Raw genomic sequence first — 17239 nt, forward strand, 5'->3', positions numbered from 1 at the left:
GGTTCTAAAAAGCGCGACGTGCCTATTTCGTCTTTGCGCTCTTCTGCGCCAGAATCTCCAACTGCGCCTTGGCGTTGCTGTTGCTCGGATCAAGCTGAAGCGACTGCGTATAGGCTTTGACGGCTTCGGCCTTTTGTCCGTTTTTGGCGTAAGCCTCTCCCAGACTGTCAAACGCATTGCCACTGGTTGGATAGAGTTTGGCGGCCAGCTTAAACACGCTCACGGCCGCCCTCGTCCGGTCCATGGCCAGCAATCTGTACCCCCAGTCGTTGAGCTCACCTTCCGACAGGCTAAAGTCAGGCGCGCGCGCCTTTAGCGCCTGATAGTCCGCTTCGATCGTAGCGAAATCGCTTTTCGCCGCCTGAACGGCCAACGCCTCGCGGGTCGGCGGAGAACCGGCGCTGACATGCCACTCACTCGTTACCATGTGGGCGGGCGTTCCGTTTTCCCGCGGCGTGCGGCGAAGGAAGGACAGTCCGGTCGCATCATTTTTCAGATAGGCATCGAGATAGTGCAGGACATAGGTTTCCAGCCATCCGTATGCGGCGGACATCTCATCCTTATCGTATTCACGATCGCCATCGTCTGGGGCAAGACGTTGATCGAATACCGACGAAAAGTTCGGGTGCTGAAGGGGATTTAAGGTGACGCGATAGACGTCGGCATAGATCATCTTCGTCAGGAAACTGCTGGTTTCATCAACCCCGGCTGAGGCATGCTCTATCTCCTTGGGGCGGGCCGCCAGGTAAAGCAGAGGCGCGGTCACGCGAGCCGGCGTGACATATTTCGTCTGCGCTATCATATCCGGCCAGTAGCGGACCGATCCGTCAAGCGCCACCAGGGCATTGATCCGGCCATCCTTTGCGGCCGCAAACACATTGGCGATCCCGCCCCAGCTATATCCGACTACGCCAATCTTGCGCGTGTCCGCCTGCGCAAGGCTGTGCGCATAGCTGATCAGGAAACCGATGTCGGCGGCCTGCGCCTCAATGCCTTCGACATCCGTCGTCATCTCGCGGGTGCTTGCGCCAAGACTGGGACTGGCAATGACGACATAGCCCTGGCTGGCCAGAAATTCGCACAGGTCGGCGTTTTCGAACGCCCAGGCGCTGAAGCTCGGCGCATAGATCACGACCGGAAATTTTCCGGATACGGGCGCGGCATCGGCATGGGCCAGCATAGGGGCGGTCAATTCGGCAAGGGCGCGCGCCTTTGACAGGCGGAAGGTGCGACCGGCCACAAAGGCCTGTTCCGCCGCCGCCCGATCGGCTGCCGACAATCCGAAATCATCGTCATTTGCGCCCAGCTTCAAATAGTCGCCTAATGTAAGCCCTGCGCCGGAGGCCTCGGCGGGATACCAGACCAGAGTCTGAATGGGACGCGCCCGCTCACCCGTTTTGCGCACGCCCGTCACCGGATCACTGGTGCCGCCATATCCACGGCTGTAATCATATTGCGTAACGACCTTAAGCCCGACCGCATAAGGGCCTGGCGGGATCACACGGGTAAAATTCGATGAAGCAAACGCCAGCGACGGGGCCAGCCACAGGGCCAATATCAGGTAAAAAAAGCGCATATGTCCAAATCACAGTGTTTCGTTGGCGACCACTGGTATCTGTTTTGCGCAATCGAACAAGTTACGCTTTTTTTATGTGGCCGGTTCTGCCTGACCGCAGCGCCAGGCAGCGGTACGCCATGGCTTAGGGCCGTCGCATGGGCCTATGCCCCCTCAAAGTCCCAGCGCGTCCAGTTTGGGCGCTTCATAGCGCTCGTCTTCCCCGGGATAACGGAGTTGCGTTTCATATCGGCCGCTTGCCTTTGCCGCCGCCCACACCAGACTCTGGCCGGACGGCAGGGTCTTGTATTCGTTGCGAAACTCCGGTTGTTTGAAGGCGGTTGCGGCGTCCACCAATCGCCAGCCCTTGGCCTTGAACATCGCCAGGACATCGCCGAGAAACAAACCGGTCGTCAGGTTGTGATGCAGCAGGAGCGTATGATTGAGCGAGTGGCCGAAGGCCGATTGCGCCAGCCGATCATAGTATGAGGCCCGATCCCAAAGATGATCGAGATAGGCCTGACGATAGGGTGCAAGATCGGACCTGGGGTCGGCCTTCAGGCGCTGGGTGAGCCTGGCGGCATAGAACCAGTCCGACGCATCGATTGTGACGTGGCCGATGCGATAGCCATTGGCACGCAACAGCGCGCGAAGGGCGTCACGGCCTTCCGCCGTCTTGCCCTCAGCCAGAAACGGATAGCGGAACAGCTTGCGAAAGCCGGCATAGGGCGTCAGCAAGCCTTCGCACCTCAGAATATCGGCCATATAAGCGGACGGATCAGCGCCGGAATAATAGGCGTGCGAAAAAGTGTGGTTGCCAAGGATGTGCCCGCCCGCCGACCACGCCGTCAAAACACGCGGCGCCACGTCGGCATCGACATATTTGCCGGCAACGAAGCCCGCACCGGCTATACCGTAGTCAGCCAGGGCCTTGCGAATGCGCCCATCGCGCGCTTCGCCAGACATCATCACGTCATCGGCCAAATTGAAGTCATCGACGGTGATGGCCACACCCGGTCCATGGCGGCGCTCGGCCGGCACCATAGCGCATCCGGTCAAGGGCACGGCCGCCGCACCACTCAAAAACGTTCGTCTGTCCATACGAAAGCGTCTCACTTATCGTCTACGAGAAAGGATCGGCACCTTAAAGCGCTTTCCGAAAACTGTGTTGTACTTTTCGGATAAAAAGGCGCCTAAACGTAAGGCCGCGAAACGCCAACCAAAGACGGAAGAGTGTGAGGCTGCGTGATGAAGATCAGGAACATTTTCAGGACCTTCATGAACGAAGGCCCCAAAGGGGTAGTTCGGAAAATAAACCGAAAACTCAGCATCACAGCCAAGATATCCTCTTCAAGACTGTTTCCTGAGCGACCGGTAAAATCGAAATACGGCGTTTTACTGGCCCCCAATTGGGACGACTTAACCTTTCGACTGTGCGCCTTCGCGGACTATGGCCCCTATCTGGCGCGTTATCTTGCCGATTATCCGCTCCCATTTGCTTTCCTTGATATAGGCGCAAACCAGGGCCTCTATTCGCTCCTTGCGGCCAAAAACCCGCATTGCCAACGGGTTCACAGTTTCGAGCCCGTCAAAAAGACCTTCGATCTTTTGACAAAAAATATCGCCTTGAACGGCCTGGCTGAGACAATCGCCCCGCATCCGTTCGGCATCTCGAACATCGATGCGCAGGTGCCCATCTACGTCAAGGAGGGTCATTCCGGCGTCGCCTCTATCCGGGGGCAAGAAGGCAGCCATATTTCCGGGACCATTGAGATCAAGTCCGCCGCATCGATCGCCCCCTTGCTGCCCGCGAACCTACCCATCGTTATAAAAATAGACGTCGAAGGGCATGAAGAAGAGGTCATCGCCTCCATTGCCGAAGCCGGTTTCGCCGCCAGGGTGCAGGCCATTTTCTACGAAGTCGATGAAAGTTGGGTCTCGCCGCGCGCCCTGGAAAACATTTTGCGCAATATCGGGTTTTCATCCTTCGAAAAAGTCGGCGAAGGCACACACTACGACGTGATGGCGCAACGCCAATAGCCTGTCCAGATCAGGCACCTTGTCATTCATAATTTCGGCCTCACGTTTGAGCGGGAAGCCGAAACGTTTCAGTGCCAGTATCTGATGAAGACGTGATATTTGCTCCGGACCATAGATCCTCCACTCCGAAGCGGTCCGATCCGGACGAACCAGACCATGCGCCTCGTAAAGCCTTAAGGCTTTCCGGCTGACGCCCAGACGGCGGCAGATTTCCGATAGGGTTAGATGAAGTCCAGTCTTTCGCAAAGCAGCACCTTTTTTCGAACCGTCTGCTTATAGGGCCGGCCCTTGGGGCCACAGCAACAGGAAAATTTAGAGCCTCATGCCGACAAAAAATGAGAGCCATGAGACGGCTCAACTGAGCCGACGAATGCTCTGGCCTGTATAATCGGCCAGGTTAGCGCAGAAAATAAATAGCCGCCCGCCCATGCCGTAGCCTGCGCGTAGGCAGCCGTAACGGGCCACTATAGATAAACGCGCGCAAGCGATATTCGACGCATCGGACTTCGGCTATGCTGCGCAACAAAAGCCATTTGCCCGGACCATAAGCTTCAGGAGGACGGATGCGTTCCATCGATGCCCGACACTACTGGTTGGAAGCCATTTTCCGCAATGGCGAGCCCGGCTGGGACGCCAACCGATACCCCTTCAACCTGCCGGTCGTGCGCGGTCTTGACCGGATTGCTTTTCACCCGAAGGTGACCTTCTTCGTCGGCGAAAACGGCTCCGGCAAGTCGACATTGATCGAGGCCCTGGCCGTGGCGTGGGGGTTCAATGCCGAAGGCGGCAGCAAAAATTTCAACTTTTCCAGCCACGCCTCCCATTCCGACCTGCACCAATTCGTCCGCCCGGTCCGCACCACGCGCAAGGTGCGCGACGGCTTTTTCCTGCGGGCCGAAAGTTTCTTTAACGCCGCCACCTATATCAACAGCATCGGCGCCACCAGCAGCTATGGCGGAGACTTGCACGCGAAGTCACACGGCGAGTCATTTTTCGCGCTTTTCGACAATCGCTTTTTCGGCAATGGCCTCTATATCCTCGACGAACCCGAAGCGGCGCTCTCCCCGTCCCGGCAAATGGCGTTCCTGGCGCGGATGCACGAACTGATCGCGCAGGAGTCCCAATTCATTATTGCCACCCATTCACCGATCATCCTGGGTTATCCGGACGCCGACATCTGGCAGGTGTCGCAATATGGTCTGGAAAAGGTCGCCTACCAAGATACCGAACATGTGCAGGTCACGCGGCAATTCCTCAATAATCGCGACGCCATGTTGGATATTCTGCTTCGGGACGACGAATGACCGTCTATGCCGCCGGTGTATGTACAGGCTCCGGCTTGGCGTAGCCCTGCGCTTTCAACGCCCCGGTCGCCAGCAGATAGGCCGTCCCGATCAGCAGCACAACCGTCGTCACCACACTGGCTTCCGGACCGAAGCTGGCGCCGGTCAGCCACCACTGCGCGCCGCCCACCGGCGCCAGATCGATCACCGCCGGCGTCACGGCCAGCTTTTCACCGCTCACTTCAAGCCCAAAGCCGACGCCGAGCAAGGTGTTCCACGCGCTGTGCCAGGCGCACACGCCCCAAAGCGATCCTTCCTTGATGGCGTAAAGGCTGATCATAACGGCAAACAGGACAATATTCAGCAGGCCAAGAACCAGTTCCTTCGACGGCTTGATATTGCCGGCATGAAGCAATGAAAACACGATGGCATTGATCACGATCGCGACGATCAGGCCGTGGCGCGAAGCCACCAGTTGCATCAGCCAGCCACGCAACAGAATCTCCTCCGTCGCGCCTTGAATCATGAACCCACCGAACAGACAGACGATCGGAATAAACACGGCCGGTGCGGGTGCTGCCCACACCCCCAGATTTTCAACCCGATAGCCGCCCAATGCCCAGATGAGGCCGATGACCGTCGTCAGGAAACCAAATCCGACCAGCAACCCCCGACCATATCGCACCAAGGGCTTGGCATTGAAGCCCAGGGCGACCGGGCTGCGGCATTCAAACAGCCCTGCCCAGGCAAAGACCAGCAGCGCCGAAAAGCCGAACCCCAAAAGTTGCAACAGGGCGGGAACCCATTTGGTTTCCAGATCGGTCTGATGAAACCCCATCGGCTTCAGCACGCCGAACACCGTCGCCGCCTGGCCCGCCACAATAAAGACAACGACTAAAATAATGGCGGCCGCTGTCCACGTCCGCCGATGCCGCTCTGTCCGCGGCGCGTAAAGTTCAATTCCGTTCATCTGCCCCTCCGGCTTTTATCCTTCATAAAGTTTCAGATGAAAACGCCTGCGACAAGTTAATTCTATGTAACGCCGTTCGCGGGCACGGCGCCACGCCGGCCTCCTAGCTAAGACGAAGCAGAAACGTGCCGCCTGAGCGCCTCCATATTTAGTCTTAGCAACTTGCTGTTCTGACAGAGCATGGGTGAAACACCATATTTTCGGCCTTTCACTCGGATAAAATAATCACTGTTGGAAAGGGTTCCAATCTCCTCAATGTCGGATATAGGGAAACGCCGAAATTTTGGGAAATACATCGTAACAACACAATCATGGGCGTCTATAATCGGCTTTCTCAAGAAAGCCATGAGGGCAAGGCGCAGCGAAACGAGTAAGAAAAAGATAAGCCCGATAATGAGCAGTATCCGAATAGGCAACGCCAGTGGGCTAAACATCCACCTGAAGTAAGTATGTTGGCTAATATCCCCGAAAGCCACACTACATGAAGCAATGCCGCAAAATGCGGCCACGCCTACAATTTTCCACCTCGAAAGGTAGCCCGAAAAGCTGATATTACTGTCTGTCATGGACTAATTCCCACACCACCCGCCTTAGGATATCGATCCGCAAGCGCTCCCCAAGCCAACCACCGAATACCGTTTCAACCGCTGCTCCTATCAGACTTCCCCCCACAGGTTCAATCGTTCCTAACGCGGCGCCAGCGAGACCTTCTCCCATCGCTCTAACCGTGAAACCCGCCATTGGGCCACGGCGCAAGCCGCACAACGCCCTCATGGACGTCTATAATCGGCTTTCTCAAGAAGCTTCGGGTCTTGTATTGCGTGCTTGAGACCGGCGTTATATATGCGCCGGGAGGGGGGAGGAATCATGCATATTGCAGTCACGGGTGCACATGGCGTAGGGAAGACGACATTCATCGAGGATTTCACTACCGTTCATCGCAGCTATGAAAGCGTGGCGGAGCCCTATTGGCTTCTTGAGCAGCAAGGGGTTGCGTTTTCCAATGGAGCAACGATACCTGATCTTGAAAAGCAGCTCACTGAAAGCTGCAAGCTGATCCTGGAGTATGCTCATGGCCGCGACGTGATCTTTGACCGCTGCCCACTCGATTTTCTCGCCTATTTGGAGGTTGTCAGCGCCCGTGAGGGCTTTGAATGGCTGCCGGGCGGCCGTGAACTGGCCAATATCAGCAAAGCGCTCGCCGTGCTTGATGTGGTCATTTTTGTCCCCCTCACATCTCCTGATGATATTCCCATCCAAATCGAATTTCCCCGATTGCGGAAGCGCGTAGACCGGCGCCTCAAGACCATGCTTCGCGAAGATGATCTTGGACTATTGCACAACGGACCGCGTATTATCGAGGTTCTGGGTTTTCGGGCTCAACGCGTGGCGATGGCAGACTCGCTCCTTGGATCTGCATAAGCCCTTAAAACGTTCGCTCCAGCAGCTTTTGAAGCCGGAAATGTCGGCTTTATGCCAATTTTTCTTGACAGCCCGGACAGTCTCTTCCCCCGGCAGGAACTGTTGCGAAACAGGCGCGAGGGTCAATGCGGCCATAAGGGATAGCGCACAATGCGCCGCCTATACAAAATCTCTATGGGCGTATGGCAAATCCATACATTGGCGATACGCGACGGGGCGTAATCTTGGGCTGTCTCCCCTGTTGTGAGCCAACCATCATGCCTTCCCCCATTCCTCTGCCTTCCCTCTTCACCTTTCCCCTGACCGTTGACGCCGATCTGAGCGCCATGCACGCCCTGGACCCCGACGAACCGGTATGTGCCGACAAATCGTCGAAAACAATATCGCCCCGGCCGGGCCATACCCGACCGGGGCAGAGATATTTAGGACAGCACCACGATCACGACGCGCCGGTTGGCTGATCGGCCTGTGGCGGTGGTGTTGGGGGCGACCGGCTGCTCCGACCCGTAGGAGATCGACGCCATCCGGTTGAGCGCAATGCCCTGGCTATTGAGGAAGCGGCGCACGCTGTCGGCGCGTTCCTCACCCAGGCGGTAGTTGATGGCATCGGTGCCGGTCGAATCCGTATAGCCCTGGATTTCCAGATAGACGTTTTTGTTGTCGGCCTTCAGCTTGTCGGCCAGTTGCGCCAGACGCCCCTTGGCGTCGTCGGACAGAACCGCCTTGCCCGTGTCGAATTTGATGGAATCGTCGCTCAATACGACGGAATAGACGAACTTGCCCTCGGCCAGCTTGCCTGCGGCCGTGGCGCGGTCGAGCGCGTCCTGGGTGGTCTTGTCAAGCTGCGACAGGTGCGCGTCGTGCTGATCGACGCGACTGCTTACCGTGGCGACCTTATCGTCAACATAGCGGTGGCTGGCGCAGCCCGACAGGACAAGCATGACAGGAAGCGCCACAAACAGCGCGCGGGATTTAAAGTCAGTCATCGAAACCTCTTCGTTCTCGAATCCGCCGTCACCCCAGTCGTGCGGTTCCCATTGAAACGACAAATAAGGACCGAAAAAAGGCGATTGCGCCACGGCTGTCATGATCGCGACGGCGGAGATGGCGTTAACTGAGCCGCAGGCCTGTGACCGACTACCGCCCCCTTAAGCCCTCAACGCCTTAAGCACCCTGAGCCAGCAAGGCCTTGAAATCCTTTTCGTCGCGCAAGGCCCACGCATCGAGGAACATGCGGAACTGATACCATCCGTAGGCGGCGGGATTGCTCCCCAGCTTTTCGTAATTGTCCTGGAAATAGGCGATCCGGTCCTGGCCATCCGGCACGGGATTGGGCAGATTCGATTCGACCACCGCCACCGCCGCCATCAGGCGTTCGATACGCGCCCGCCCGCCGGGCTGGCCCAGCCAGAACGCCACGGCCACACGGTTGGCGTGGACTTCGCCGTCATACAGCCGCCCCCCGTTACGCAGAGTGTTGCGCTTGGCGTCCACGAAGTGAGACATCTCATGCGGCACCAGAAAGGCGTTGAAAACTTCGCCAAAGAACAGACCCGGCGCCATCGGAGGAATCGGCCCCAGCAGCGAGGCGATGAAGCCCTGAAAATCAGGCGGGCACTGCACCCACGCCGCCGTATGCACCTCGGTGCCGTCCGGCGTGATCCAGGACAGTTCCGGGGTAAACGACACCACAACCTTGGGCGTGGCGAACCCTTTCACCAGATCGCCCGCGCTCACCATGAACTGAGCGACGATCTGTTCGACCGCCGACTGGATGGCGGCCACCGCCGCGGCGTCGTCCGCCCGCGCCGACGTCGCAATCAGGGCCGTCAGGCCGGATAGAAATATGCGCCGATCCATTTAGATGCCTTCCTTGAATGACCCGTTCACTGAAATATAACAACGATATAATTAAAGTCATTGCCTAAATGGAACTTTTTCCACCCACGGCTGCGGGGCCGCACTGCGCTTCGCCACCTGTGATTATATTGCAAGGATTTGCAAAGATTTGCAAAGACCTACAAAACACGCAAAATTTTCCTATATATTTGATTTAAAGCCATATTTTCGCACTTTTTGCTTTACCTTTACGTGAACTATGTCATAACTATTGCAAAATATAACAACGGTATTTGAGATGCGTCACACAGGGTTAGAACTATTGTCTCCTCGCCCCCCCTCCGGCCAACCCGGTGCGGGCGGCCTCCCCTTACAACGTCCCGTCCGCAGGTCGCGTGTCCTGGTGGTGGACGACAACGAAGCCTCCGCCACCACGCTTGGCTGGGCCATGGAAGACTATGGCCATGAGGTCAGAAGCTGCTTCAATGGTGCCGAAGCGGTCGCGATGGCGAAGACATTCAAACCGGATGTCATTCTTATGGACCTCGCCATGCCGGTCATGGACGGCCTGGATGCCTGCCGGCACATTCGCGCCGACGACAGCCTGGGGCGATGCCTGATCATTGCACAAACGGCGTGGAGCAGTCCCGAATCGCGCGATGACACCCGGGCCGCCGGCTTCGATGTCCATCTGGTCAAGCCGTTGGACATCGAACAGGTCAACGGATTGGTCGAGGCGTTCCGGGTCAACTCAGCCCCCCTCGCCTGATTGCGCAAGGATGCCGCCTCCGTTATACTGCGTCGCATCTAACATCGCGATTGCACCTACGCGAAAGCGTGCGACAGCGATCCGGAATATTGAGCAACGGGGACAGGCGTCATGCCTTCAAAACCTTGGTTTCGGCCTAAGCGCTATGGATATGGTTCCGGGCTGCCCATAGCTTGGCAAGGCTGGGTTGTTCTGCTGGTGTACCTGCTGGTCGTCATTGGCGCCGGCGCAGGACTGCCCATGATCATTCCCAACCCCGCGATTTTCACCGTCGCAACCTTGGTCGTCATCGTGATCTCCTCCGTGATATTGGGGATCATCTGTGCAAAGACGACCGACGGCGGCTGGCGGTGGCGCGGAGAATAGGCCCGCGAAGCTCCCCTCATTGTAGCGGCTCCGCCTGTCGCGGCCCGAACCGCAAACCGGCCACCAGGCCGGCACCGATCACATAGACGGCAATGACCGATAGCCAGATCGCGCCCGGCCATCGGCTGCGGACGACAAAATAGACGCTGGAAAAGACCAGCGGCGCGACGATGGAGGCCAGGCTCACCACCGAAGCCAGCACGCCCTGAAACTGGCCCTGCTGCGCGTCGCTGACCTGACGGCTGGCCAGGGCCTGCAAGGCCGGCATACCGATGCCGCCCATGGCGAAAACCGGCATGACCGCAAACACCATCCAGCCCTGCCTGGCAAACGCCATGACCAGCAAGGCCACACATGTCCCGGCCACGCCGGTCAGTATGGTTACGCGTTCGCCCAGACGCGACACCGCCAGCCCCGGCAATACGGCCTGGGCCAAGGTCTGGCAGACACCGAACGTCCCCAGTGACAGGCCGATCCACAGCCCGTTCCAGTGGAAGACATCGCTGCCCCACAGGGCCCAGCTGGTGCCATAGGCTTCGCCCGTGGCGCTGAAGACAAAGAAGACGAGGATAAGCGGCAACAGGCCCGTCATCGACAACGCCCAACGCAGCGGCCGGAACGGATTGAGCGCCGCCAGATCGAAGGGCTGAGCGGCCAGCTCACGGCTTGGGACGCGGGATTCGGGCAACAAAAAGAGCGCCAGCAACAGATTGCCGCCATTGAGGACCGCCGCCGCAATAAAGGGCAGCCGCACCCACTGGTCGCCGAGCAATCCCCCCAGGACCGGCCCGATTATGAACCCCATGCCGAACATGGCGTTGATCAGCCCGAAACGGCGGGCGCGCGTGTCTTCGGGCGACACGTCGGTGACATAGGCCGCCGCCACGGACATGTTGGCGCTGGTCAGACCGGCGATGGCCCGCCCCAGAAACAGCATCCAGAGATGGGGCGCGAACGCCAGGAACAGGTAGTTGACCGCCGCTCCCGCCAGCGAGATCAGAAGCACCGGGCGGCGGCCGATCCGGTCGCTAAGCGCCCCCAGCACGGGGGCGAAGAGGAATTGCATCACCGCATAAAGGGCGGTCATGACGCCGATATAGGCGGCGACATTGGCGGCGTGGGTGACGTCCCGCAACAGGGACGGCAGAATGGGAAAGATGAGGCCGATGCCAACGGCATCGAGGACAATGGCGGTAAAGATAACGACAAGAGGTTTGCGCATGGCGTGTCCCGGTCAAGGCAAGCGCCGACGCCACACGGACGCCAACGGCTTGCGGTTAGCCTGACGGATGTCAGGCGGGCTGTGCTTGGAGAACGCTGGCCAGCCATGGCTTTCGCGCATGGGTGGGTGTGCTTGACCGCCTGGACGTAAATTCGTCCACCTGTTTACTCCGCCAACGGGCAGCTCAAGGGAAGCAGTCGCTTTTCGCGATAACCGCCCCTTACGCCACATGACAATGCACGGCAAGTCTTTTTGAAAACCGCATCCCGCATCACGGCCCGGCGCGCCTATCCCGCCATCCTAGCAGAACGAAAATGATGATCGCTGACATGACGGTGATGATAACGAGCCCGTTGCTCAACTGCTGAAAGGCGACGAAATAGCTGTCGTGGAATTGGGATGCGGTGAGCCTGGGCAAGACGGCGGAGGCCCCGCGCACATCGCCTATCGCCAATCTTTGCGAAGCCACCGCCAATTCATCGCCCGGCTGGGAGGTCAGGGCCGATAGCCGCGCTTTTGTCAGGCTGGACAGGATGGCATTGACGATAACCAGCGCGACGCCTTCGCCCGCCACCCGCGTCGTACTGAAAATTCCGGTCGCCATGCCGGCGCGTTCCTTAGGCACCACGCTTACGGAAAGCCCATCCATAAGCCCCCAGGGCAGACCCGTTCCAATGCCGATGACAAGCATCGGAAGGACCACGGCCGCGCCATTGGACGCCGGATCGACACGGCCGAGCCAGAACAGCCCGACAGCCGCCAGTAAAAGGCCGGCGCCGGACAAAATGCCCGCCGAAACCCAGCGAACAAGGTAAGAGGCCAAAAGCGGCACGACCAGCATCGGCGCGGACAGGGCAATCAGCCGCAGGCCCGCACCAATCTCATCAAGTCCGCCGACGCCGATGAAGCGCAGTGGCAGCAGGACCAGTAGGACGACATAGCAATAGCAGGTGGCAATGGGCAGAACCTGCACGCCGACAAAGCGGGGATAGCGAAAAAGAGACAGGTCGAGCATCGGCCGCGCCGACCGTGTTTCGATGACGATGAACGCAGCCAACATGGCGGCCGCACCGATCAGCGAGGCCACGACAATCGGATGGCGCCACCCGACCTCCGGCGCTTCGATGACGCCATAGGTGAAAAGCGTCAGCATGGCCGTGAAGGTCAGTGCGCCGGAACGGTCGAGGCCGGTTGCGTCAGGGTCGCGGCTCTCCCCCATGCCCCCGGCGGTCAGAAGCAGCGAAAGCACGCCTATGACCGTTCCCGACAGAAATATCGCCCGCCAGCCAAAGGACGCGATCAGAAAACCGGCCAGAAGCGGACCGAAGGCCAGCCCCAGGCCGAAGGTTGTGCCCAGAAGGCTGAACGCCCGCGTCCGCGCCGGCCCCTCGAAGGCTTGCGCCAGCCCCGCCGTTCCGCCGGCGAGCGCGGCCGCCGCCGCAAAGCCTTGTACCGCGCGCAGGAGGTCGAGGACAAGGATGGAGGGGGCAAAACTCAAGGCAAGCGAAACAACCGCGAACGCGACGATACCCGTCACGAAAAGCCGTTTGCGGCCGAACTGGTCGGCCAACGCCCCGGCCGCCATGAGCGAACTGCCGAAGGTAAGCATGAAGGCATTGGTGATCCAATTCAGCGCCGACGGGCTGCCGCCGAGATCCGCACCAATGGCCGGTGTCGCCACCGCGCCGCCTGAAAAACTGAGGGGCAGCACAAGCGCCGCCAGGCAGACCGCCATCAGGATCGGCACCTTGCCGGTTTGGGTGTCAACTCTGGCAGGGGGCATGCCGGATCTCTCTTTGGCTGGCTGCGGAAAAAGCGACGCAGAGACTTAAATCCCGCCGCACGCCGGACATATCGCGGAATAGGACGACGATAAACGACCCGCGCTTCCCTTGATTACGGAGAAAAAGTCTTCAATATAAGGACATGGACAGTTTGAGCGGCATAATGGCCTTCGTGCAGGCAGCCGAGCATCTGAGTTTCGTGGCCGCTGGCCGCGCGCTCGGTATATCCGCCTCCGCGGTCGGCAAAAGCATAGCGAAATTGGAGGACACGGTCGGCGCGCGGCTCCTTCACCGCACGACCAGACGCGTGTCGCTGACCGAGGAAGGGGCGGCCTTCTACGCGCGCTGCCGCCGTATTCTCGACGACCTGCGCGATGCCGAGGCCATGGTGTCGGAGGCGACGGGCACGCCACGCGGTCGGCTCCGCGTCAGCGTACCGACGATTGGCTACCGCTTCCTGCTGCCCATAATCCCGGCGTTTCGGCAACGCTATCCCGACATCGAACTGGACATCGACTTCAATGATCGTCTCGTCGATGTGGTCGAAGACGGGCTGGATGCCGTGATCCGCAGCGGCCCCCTGACGGATTCAAGCCTGATGTCGCGACGCCTCGGGCCCTTCTGCTTCGTCCTGTGCGCAGCCCCCGCCTATCTGGAGCGCCACGGCATCCCGCAATCGCCACGCGATCTGGAAATGCACGATTGCCTGCGCTTTCGTTTCCCGACGTCGGGCAAGCTCCAGACGTGGCAGCTCACGCAGGCGGATGGGGTCGATCCCTTCCGGCGTCCATCGCCCTTGACCTGCAACAACATGGAGGCCTTGCGTGGGGCGGCGATTTCCGGGTTAGGCATCGCCTATATGCCGGACTTCCTGGCGCGCGAGGCCGTGGACGCCGGCCTGCTTCGCACGGTGCTTGACGGCTATTTGGCCGAGCCCGGGCAATTCAGCATTCTGTGGCCATCCAACCGTCTCGTCTCGCCCCGCTTGCGCGTATTTATCGACCACATGACGGAAACGTTGTTTCGCAAGACCTGAATAGACCCGACATCAGATGGGGCTGGCCTGCAATTTGTCCCGCCAATGGGCCGCCAAATCCTTCAAAGCCGAGGCGCGCATATATGGCGACGTGTCGTCGTCGAGCGTTTCCAGAACCTCGAAGCTGAATTGTGCCTCGCCATGGTTGTTCCAGGCCTCGAGCAGGTCCTTTCTAAGATGTGTCCCTCGCCGAAGCTCGAACCACAACCGGGTCTGGATCGTCGCGATGTCGGCCCATTGCCCCACCCAAATTTCACCGGACGCCGCACAGCGCACCGCATAAACGCCGCCCACGACCTTGCGTTCCTTGTAAGCCGCCACGGCCGCCTTGCGCGCTTCGCCCTTCATGTCGCCATACCTTTTCAACCCGTTTGCGCTGCGATGGATATCGCCTCGGCGGCCAAAAGACCGCCCGCTCCTAATATTACACGGGTAATATTGACGCAAGTATTTTATCCGGGTATTAATCGGCATCAACCAAAGGTCTAAACCGCGTGTCCACCCTCGTTTCCAAACCCTGCACGGCCTTTGACGGCCATAAACGGCTGCTGTCCGGCCCGCTTGTCGACGTGGCGCTGGCCGTTAAAACCGCGACCGAAAGCGGCACACCACGCACGATCCTCGTCTTTGACGATGCGACGGGCGGCGTCGTCGATCTCGACCTGAGGGGGACCAAGGCCGACATCGTCGAGCGGTTGTCCCAGGCGCCTCAGACGGTCGCCGGGCGCTATCGGCCGGACACGGCGACCACCCCCGAAAAAATGGATGAGACCTCCGAACCGAGAGGCCGGGGACGGCCTAGGCTCGGTGTCGTCGCGCGCGAAATCACGCTGCTGCCGCGGCAATGGGAATGGCTGGCCGCTCAGCCCGGTGGGGCCTCCGCCGTCCTGAGGCGGCTGGTGGATGAGGCGCGGCGAAATGGCGGGACGCGGCAACAAAAACGGGCCGCCCAGGACGCCGCCTATCAGTTCATGCTGGCCATCGCCGGTGATTTTCCGGGCTATGAGGAGGCGACGCGCGCCCTTTTCGCCGACGATCGCCCAAAGCTTCAGCACTGCATAGCCGATTGGCCGGAAGACGTCCGGTCGCACGTCCTGCGCCTGGCCACCCCGCACAGCGGCGATTGAAAGACATACACCCATGACGATCACGACAACCAACGGCATCGATCTGGCCTATGACAGTTTCGGCCAGGCGGACGCCCAACCCATTCTGCTGATCGCCGGATTGGGCACCCAGAGGATCCGCTGGACGGAGCCGTTCTGCCAAGAATTGGCGGCACGGGGCTATCGCGTGATCCGTTTCGATAACCGCGACACGGGCGGCTCGACCCATTTCCGCCATTGCCCGCCCCTGGATTTCGGCGCGCTGGCGGCGTCACTGATGGCGGGCAAGCGACCAGACGTGCCCTATACGCTCCACGACATGGCCGCGGATGCCATCGGCCTGCTCGACGGTCTGGCTATTGACCGGGCGCATGTCGTCGGGCGCTCAATGGGCGGGATGATCGCACAGATTATGGCGAGCGAGTATCCGGATCGCGTGCTGTCCCTGACGTCGATCATGTCGAGCACCGGCAATCCGGCCCTGCCCCAGGCCGCGCCGGACGCCATGGCCATGATGATGCGCCCCGCGCCCGATCCCTTCGCGGACGAGGCCGGATTCCTGTCGCATAGCCTGGCCTTCGCGCGCCGTATCGCCGGCACAGGCCAACCCTTTGACGATGCGGCGCATCGCCGTCTCGTTCTGGAAGAGGTCGCTCGCGCCTACGATCCCGGCGGCACCGGGCGCCAGGTCGGCGCAATGGCCGTGACGGGCGACCGGCGGGCACGTCTGGCAACCGTCACGGCGCCAACCCTGGTCATCCACGGCGCGGAGGACCCGCTCTTCCCGCCCGCCTGCGGTCAGGATACCGCCGCCGCGATCCCGAACGCCGAACTTATGGTGATCGACGGCATGGGCCATGATTTGCCGCCGGCTCTGTATCGACAGGTTGCCGAGGCGATTGACCGAACGGCGCGCCGGGCAGCGACAGGCTGAATAGACACTCGCGGGCGTTTGAGGGAGCGAGTTGGCAGGTTGCCACAGCTCGTCTTGTCGCATGCTACTGGCGCCAAACGACGAGGATATGTGAGGGTTAACAGCGCTAAAAACCCTGAAATTTGGGATCTTCGCCCCCGAACAAGCCTATGTTCGACCGCCCTCGGGTGAGGCCTCCAAGCGTAACACTGGCAAACAAATCCTTTCAATCGTAGCCACGGCGACTTCCATTGCGTCAGTGACTTCGTTTACCTCACCCGCTGGGGGCTTGAGCGCATACATTCCACGCTTTAGTTTTTTCGTAAACTCAGCATCTGTGCCCTCGTAGTCCACATAGCATTCCACATCCACCTGCACGACCCGAAATTGATGGATCAACTTCTCAATGGCCTGCTCTAAATTCTCACTAAATAGCGCACGAGCCATTGGAAGACACTGGTCAAGCGCCTCGCGTTCCTCCTTAGTGCGATTAATCCTGTTGTAAAAAGCCTGGGCAGTCACCAACCGCTTTTGTCGCGGAGCTGTCTGCGCTGCCCAACCTTCCTTTTCTTTCATCTGCTCTCCAGCAGCGAGTAGTTCGTGCTCGGATATCATTGCATGACGTACTTCCGCCAGTGCACGCCGCCCCTTGTATGCCGCTGTTAGAATTCGCTCCGCCTGATCTAACCTGCGCTCTGCCACTTTCTGCCTGCGCCAAGCATTAAACGTGTCTGCGCCCTTGTTTGCTGCCCACACAACGGCAACGACACCTCCGATGGTGCCAATGCCTTGCAGCATAGTGCCTGTTGCAGCCCAGTCGATTGAAGAACTACAAATTGCGAATTTCATAAGCATCCTCATTACCCAAATCCTGCCAGATCACAAAAACTTACCTGAACTTGCAAAAATACGATACGCAATTGATGAATTACAG

19 protein-coding genes are annotated in these 17239 nt (G+C 59.4%); 8 read left to right on the forward strand and 11 right to left on the reverse strand.

From position 1 onward, the window contains the following. Positions 1 to 22: 22 nt before the first annotated feature. Both AEAC466_RS41850 and AEAC466_RS41855 read right to left on the reverse strand, forming a co-directional pair. A complete protein-coding gene (locus tag AEAC466_RS41850) occupies positions 23 to 1576 on the reverse strand; it encodes a tetratricopeptide repeat protein (protein WP_023459974.1) in 1554 nt (517 codons plus the stop codon). Between the two features lie 153 nt (positions 1577 to 1729). Then, the gene (locus AEAC466_RS41855; protein WP_235074358.1) at positions 1730 to 2656 is read right to left on the reverse strand and encodes a polysaccharide deacetylase family protein; all 927 of its coding nucleotides are present in this window, start codon (positions 2654 to 2656) and stop codon (positions 1730 to 1732) included. 147 nt (positions 2657 to 2803) lie between these two features. Here AEAC466_RS41855 and AEAC466_RS41860 point away from each other — a divergent pair, with 147 nt between their 5' ends. Then, complete coding sequence (locus tag AEAC466_RS41860) at positions 2804 to 3595, forward strand: FkbM family methyltransferase (protein ID WP_023459976.1); 792 nt, start codon at positions 2804 to 2806, stop codon at positions 3593 to 3595. On the opposite strand, the gene AEAC466_RS45280 is transcribed toward AEAC466_RS41860, so the two are convergent. Then, positions 3536 to 3841, reverse strand: a complete 306-nt coding sequence (locus AEAC466_RS45280; protein ID WP_155913863.1) for a MerR family transcriptional regulator — start codon at positions 3839 to 3841, stop codon at positions 3536 to 3538. The genes AEAC466_RS41860 and AEAC466_RS45280 overlap by 60 nt on opposite strands. A gap of 317 nt (positions 3842 to 4158) precedes the next feature. Here AEAC466_RS45280 and AEAC466_RS41865 point away from each other — a divergent pair, with 317 nt between their 5' ends. After that, a complete protein-coding gene (locus AEAC466_RS41865; protein ID WP_023459977.1) occupies positions 4159 to 4899 on the forward strand; it encodes an AAA family ATPase in 741 nt (246 codons plus the stop codon). Between the two features lie 4 nt (positions 4900 to 4903). Here AEAC466_RS41865 and AEAC466_RS41870 read toward each other — a convergent pair whose 3' ends face one another. Then, a complete protein-coding gene (locus AEAC466_RS41870) occupies positions 4904 to 5848 on the reverse strand; it encodes a CPBP family intramembrane glutamic endopeptidase (RefSeq protein ID WP_023459978.1) in 945 nt (314 codons plus the stop codon). A 107-nt stretch (positions 5849 to 5955) separates the two neighbouring features. Beyond that, complete coding sequence (locus AEAC466_RS41875) at positions 5956 to 6414, reverse strand: hypothetical protein (RefSeq protein ID WP_023459979.1); 459 nt, start codon at positions 6412 to 6414, stop codon at positions 5956 to 5958. 301 nt (positions 6415 to 6715) lie between these two features. Here AEAC466_RS41875 and AEAC466_RS41880 point away from each other — a divergent pair, with 301 nt between their 5' ends. Continuing rightward, positions 6716 to 7270: an AAA family ATPase gene (locus tag AEAC466_RS41880; RefSeq protein ID WP_023459980.1), complete on the forward strand. Its 555-nt coding sequence runs from the start codon at positions 6716 to 6718 to the stop codon at positions 7268 to 7270. A gap of 422 nt (positions 7271 to 7692) precedes the next feature. Here the strand turns inward: AEAC466_RS41880 and AEAC466_RS41885 are convergent, their stop codons facing one another. Next, on the reverse strand, positions 7693 to 8256 hold the full coding sequence (locus AEAC466_RS41885) for an OmpA family protein (RefSeq protein WP_031239533.1): 564 nt from the start codon (positions 8254 to 8256) through the stop codon (positions 7693 to 7695). Between the two features lie 178 nt (positions 8257 to 8434). Further along, on the reverse strand, positions 8435 to 9130 hold the full coding sequence (locus AEAC466_RS41890; protein ID WP_023459982.1) for a hypothetical protein: 696 nt from the start codon (positions 9128 to 9130) through the stop codon (positions 8435 to 8437). Positions 9131 to 9431: 301 nt separating this feature from the next. Here AEAC466_RS41890 and AEAC466_RS41895 point away from each other — a divergent pair, with 301 nt between their 5' ends. Beyond that, positions 9432 to 9878, forward strand: coding sequence for a response regulator (locus tag AEAC466_RS41895; protein ID WP_235074360.1), 447 nt, complete (start codon positions 9432 to 9434; stop codon positions 9876 to 9878). 111 nt (positions 9879 to 9989) lie between these two features. After that, positions 9990 to 10244: a hypothetical protein gene (locus AEAC466_RS41900; protein WP_023459984.1), complete on the forward strand. Its 255-nt coding sequence runs from the start codon at positions 9990 to 9992 to the stop codon at positions 10242 to 10244. Between the two features lie 16 nt (positions 10245 to 10260). Here AEAC466_RS41900 and AEAC466_RS41905 read toward each other — a convergent pair whose 3' ends face one another. Both AEAC466_RS41905 and AEAC466_RS41910 read right to left on the reverse strand, forming a co-directional pair. Then, positions 10261 to 11466 (reverse strand): TCR/Tet family MFS transporter, encoded by a 1206-nt coding sequence (locus tag AEAC466_RS41905; RefSeq protein ID WP_023459985.1) that lies wholly within the window; start codon positions 11464 to 11466, stop codon positions 10261 to 10263. A 271-nt stretch (positions 11467 to 11737) separates the two neighbouring features. Then, positions 11738 to 13249 (reverse strand): MFS transporter, encoded by a 1512-nt coding sequence (locus tag AEAC466_RS41910; protein ID WP_023459986.1) that lies wholly within the window; start codon positions 13247 to 13249, stop codon positions 11738 to 11740. Positions 13250 to 13392: 143 nt separating this feature from the next. On the opposite strand from AEAC466_RS41910, the gene AEAC466_RS41915 reads away from it, so the two are divergent. Continuing rightward, positions 13393 to 14286, forward strand: a complete 894-nt coding sequence (locus AEAC466_RS41915; RefSeq protein ID WP_023459987.1) for a LysR family transcriptional regulator — start codon at positions 13393 to 13395, stop codon at positions 14284 to 14286. 12 nt (positions 14287 to 14298) lie between these two features. On the opposite strand, the gene AEAC466_RS41920 is transcribed toward AEAC466_RS41915, so the two are convergent. After that, positions 14299 to 14634: a GIY-YIG nuclease family protein gene (locus AEAC466_RS41920; RefSeq protein ID WP_023459988.1), complete on the reverse strand. Its 336-nt coding sequence runs from the start codon at positions 14632 to 14634 to the stop codon at positions 14299 to 14301. A 146-nt stretch (positions 14635 to 14780) separates the two neighbouring features. Between AEAC466_RS41920 and AEAC466_RS41925 the strand changes: the two genes are divergently transcribed. Together AEAC466_RS41925 and AEAC466_RS41930 are read left to right on the forward strand one after the other, a co-directional pair. After that, on the forward strand, positions 14781 to 15413 hold the full coding sequence (locus tag AEAC466_RS41925; RefSeq protein WP_023459989.1) for a DUF2239 family protein: 633 nt from the start codon (positions 14781 to 14783) through the stop codon (positions 15411 to 15413). Between the two features lie 13 nt (positions 15414 to 15426). After that, positions 15427 to 16326 (forward strand): alpha/beta fold hydrolase, encoded by a 900-nt coding sequence (locus tag AEAC466_RS41930; RefSeq protein WP_023459990.1) that lies wholly within the window; start codon positions 15427 to 15429, stop codon positions 16324 to 16326. Between the two features lie 147 nt (positions 16327 to 16473). Here the strand turns inward: AEAC466_RS41930 and AEAC466_RS41935 are convergent, their stop codons facing one another. Then, on the reverse strand, positions 16474 to 17154 hold the full coding sequence (locus AEAC466_RS41935) for a hypothetical protein (RefSeq protein WP_155913865.1): 681 nt from the start codon (positions 17152 to 17154) through the stop codon (positions 16474 to 16476). Positions 17155 to 17239: the final 85 nt, after the last annotated feature.

This window comes from Asticcacaulis sp. AC466, assembly GCF_000495815.1.
In the GTDB taxonomy this organism is placed as follows: Bacteria; Pseudomonadota; Alphaproteobacteria; order Caulobacterales; family Caulobacteraceae; genus Asticcacaulis.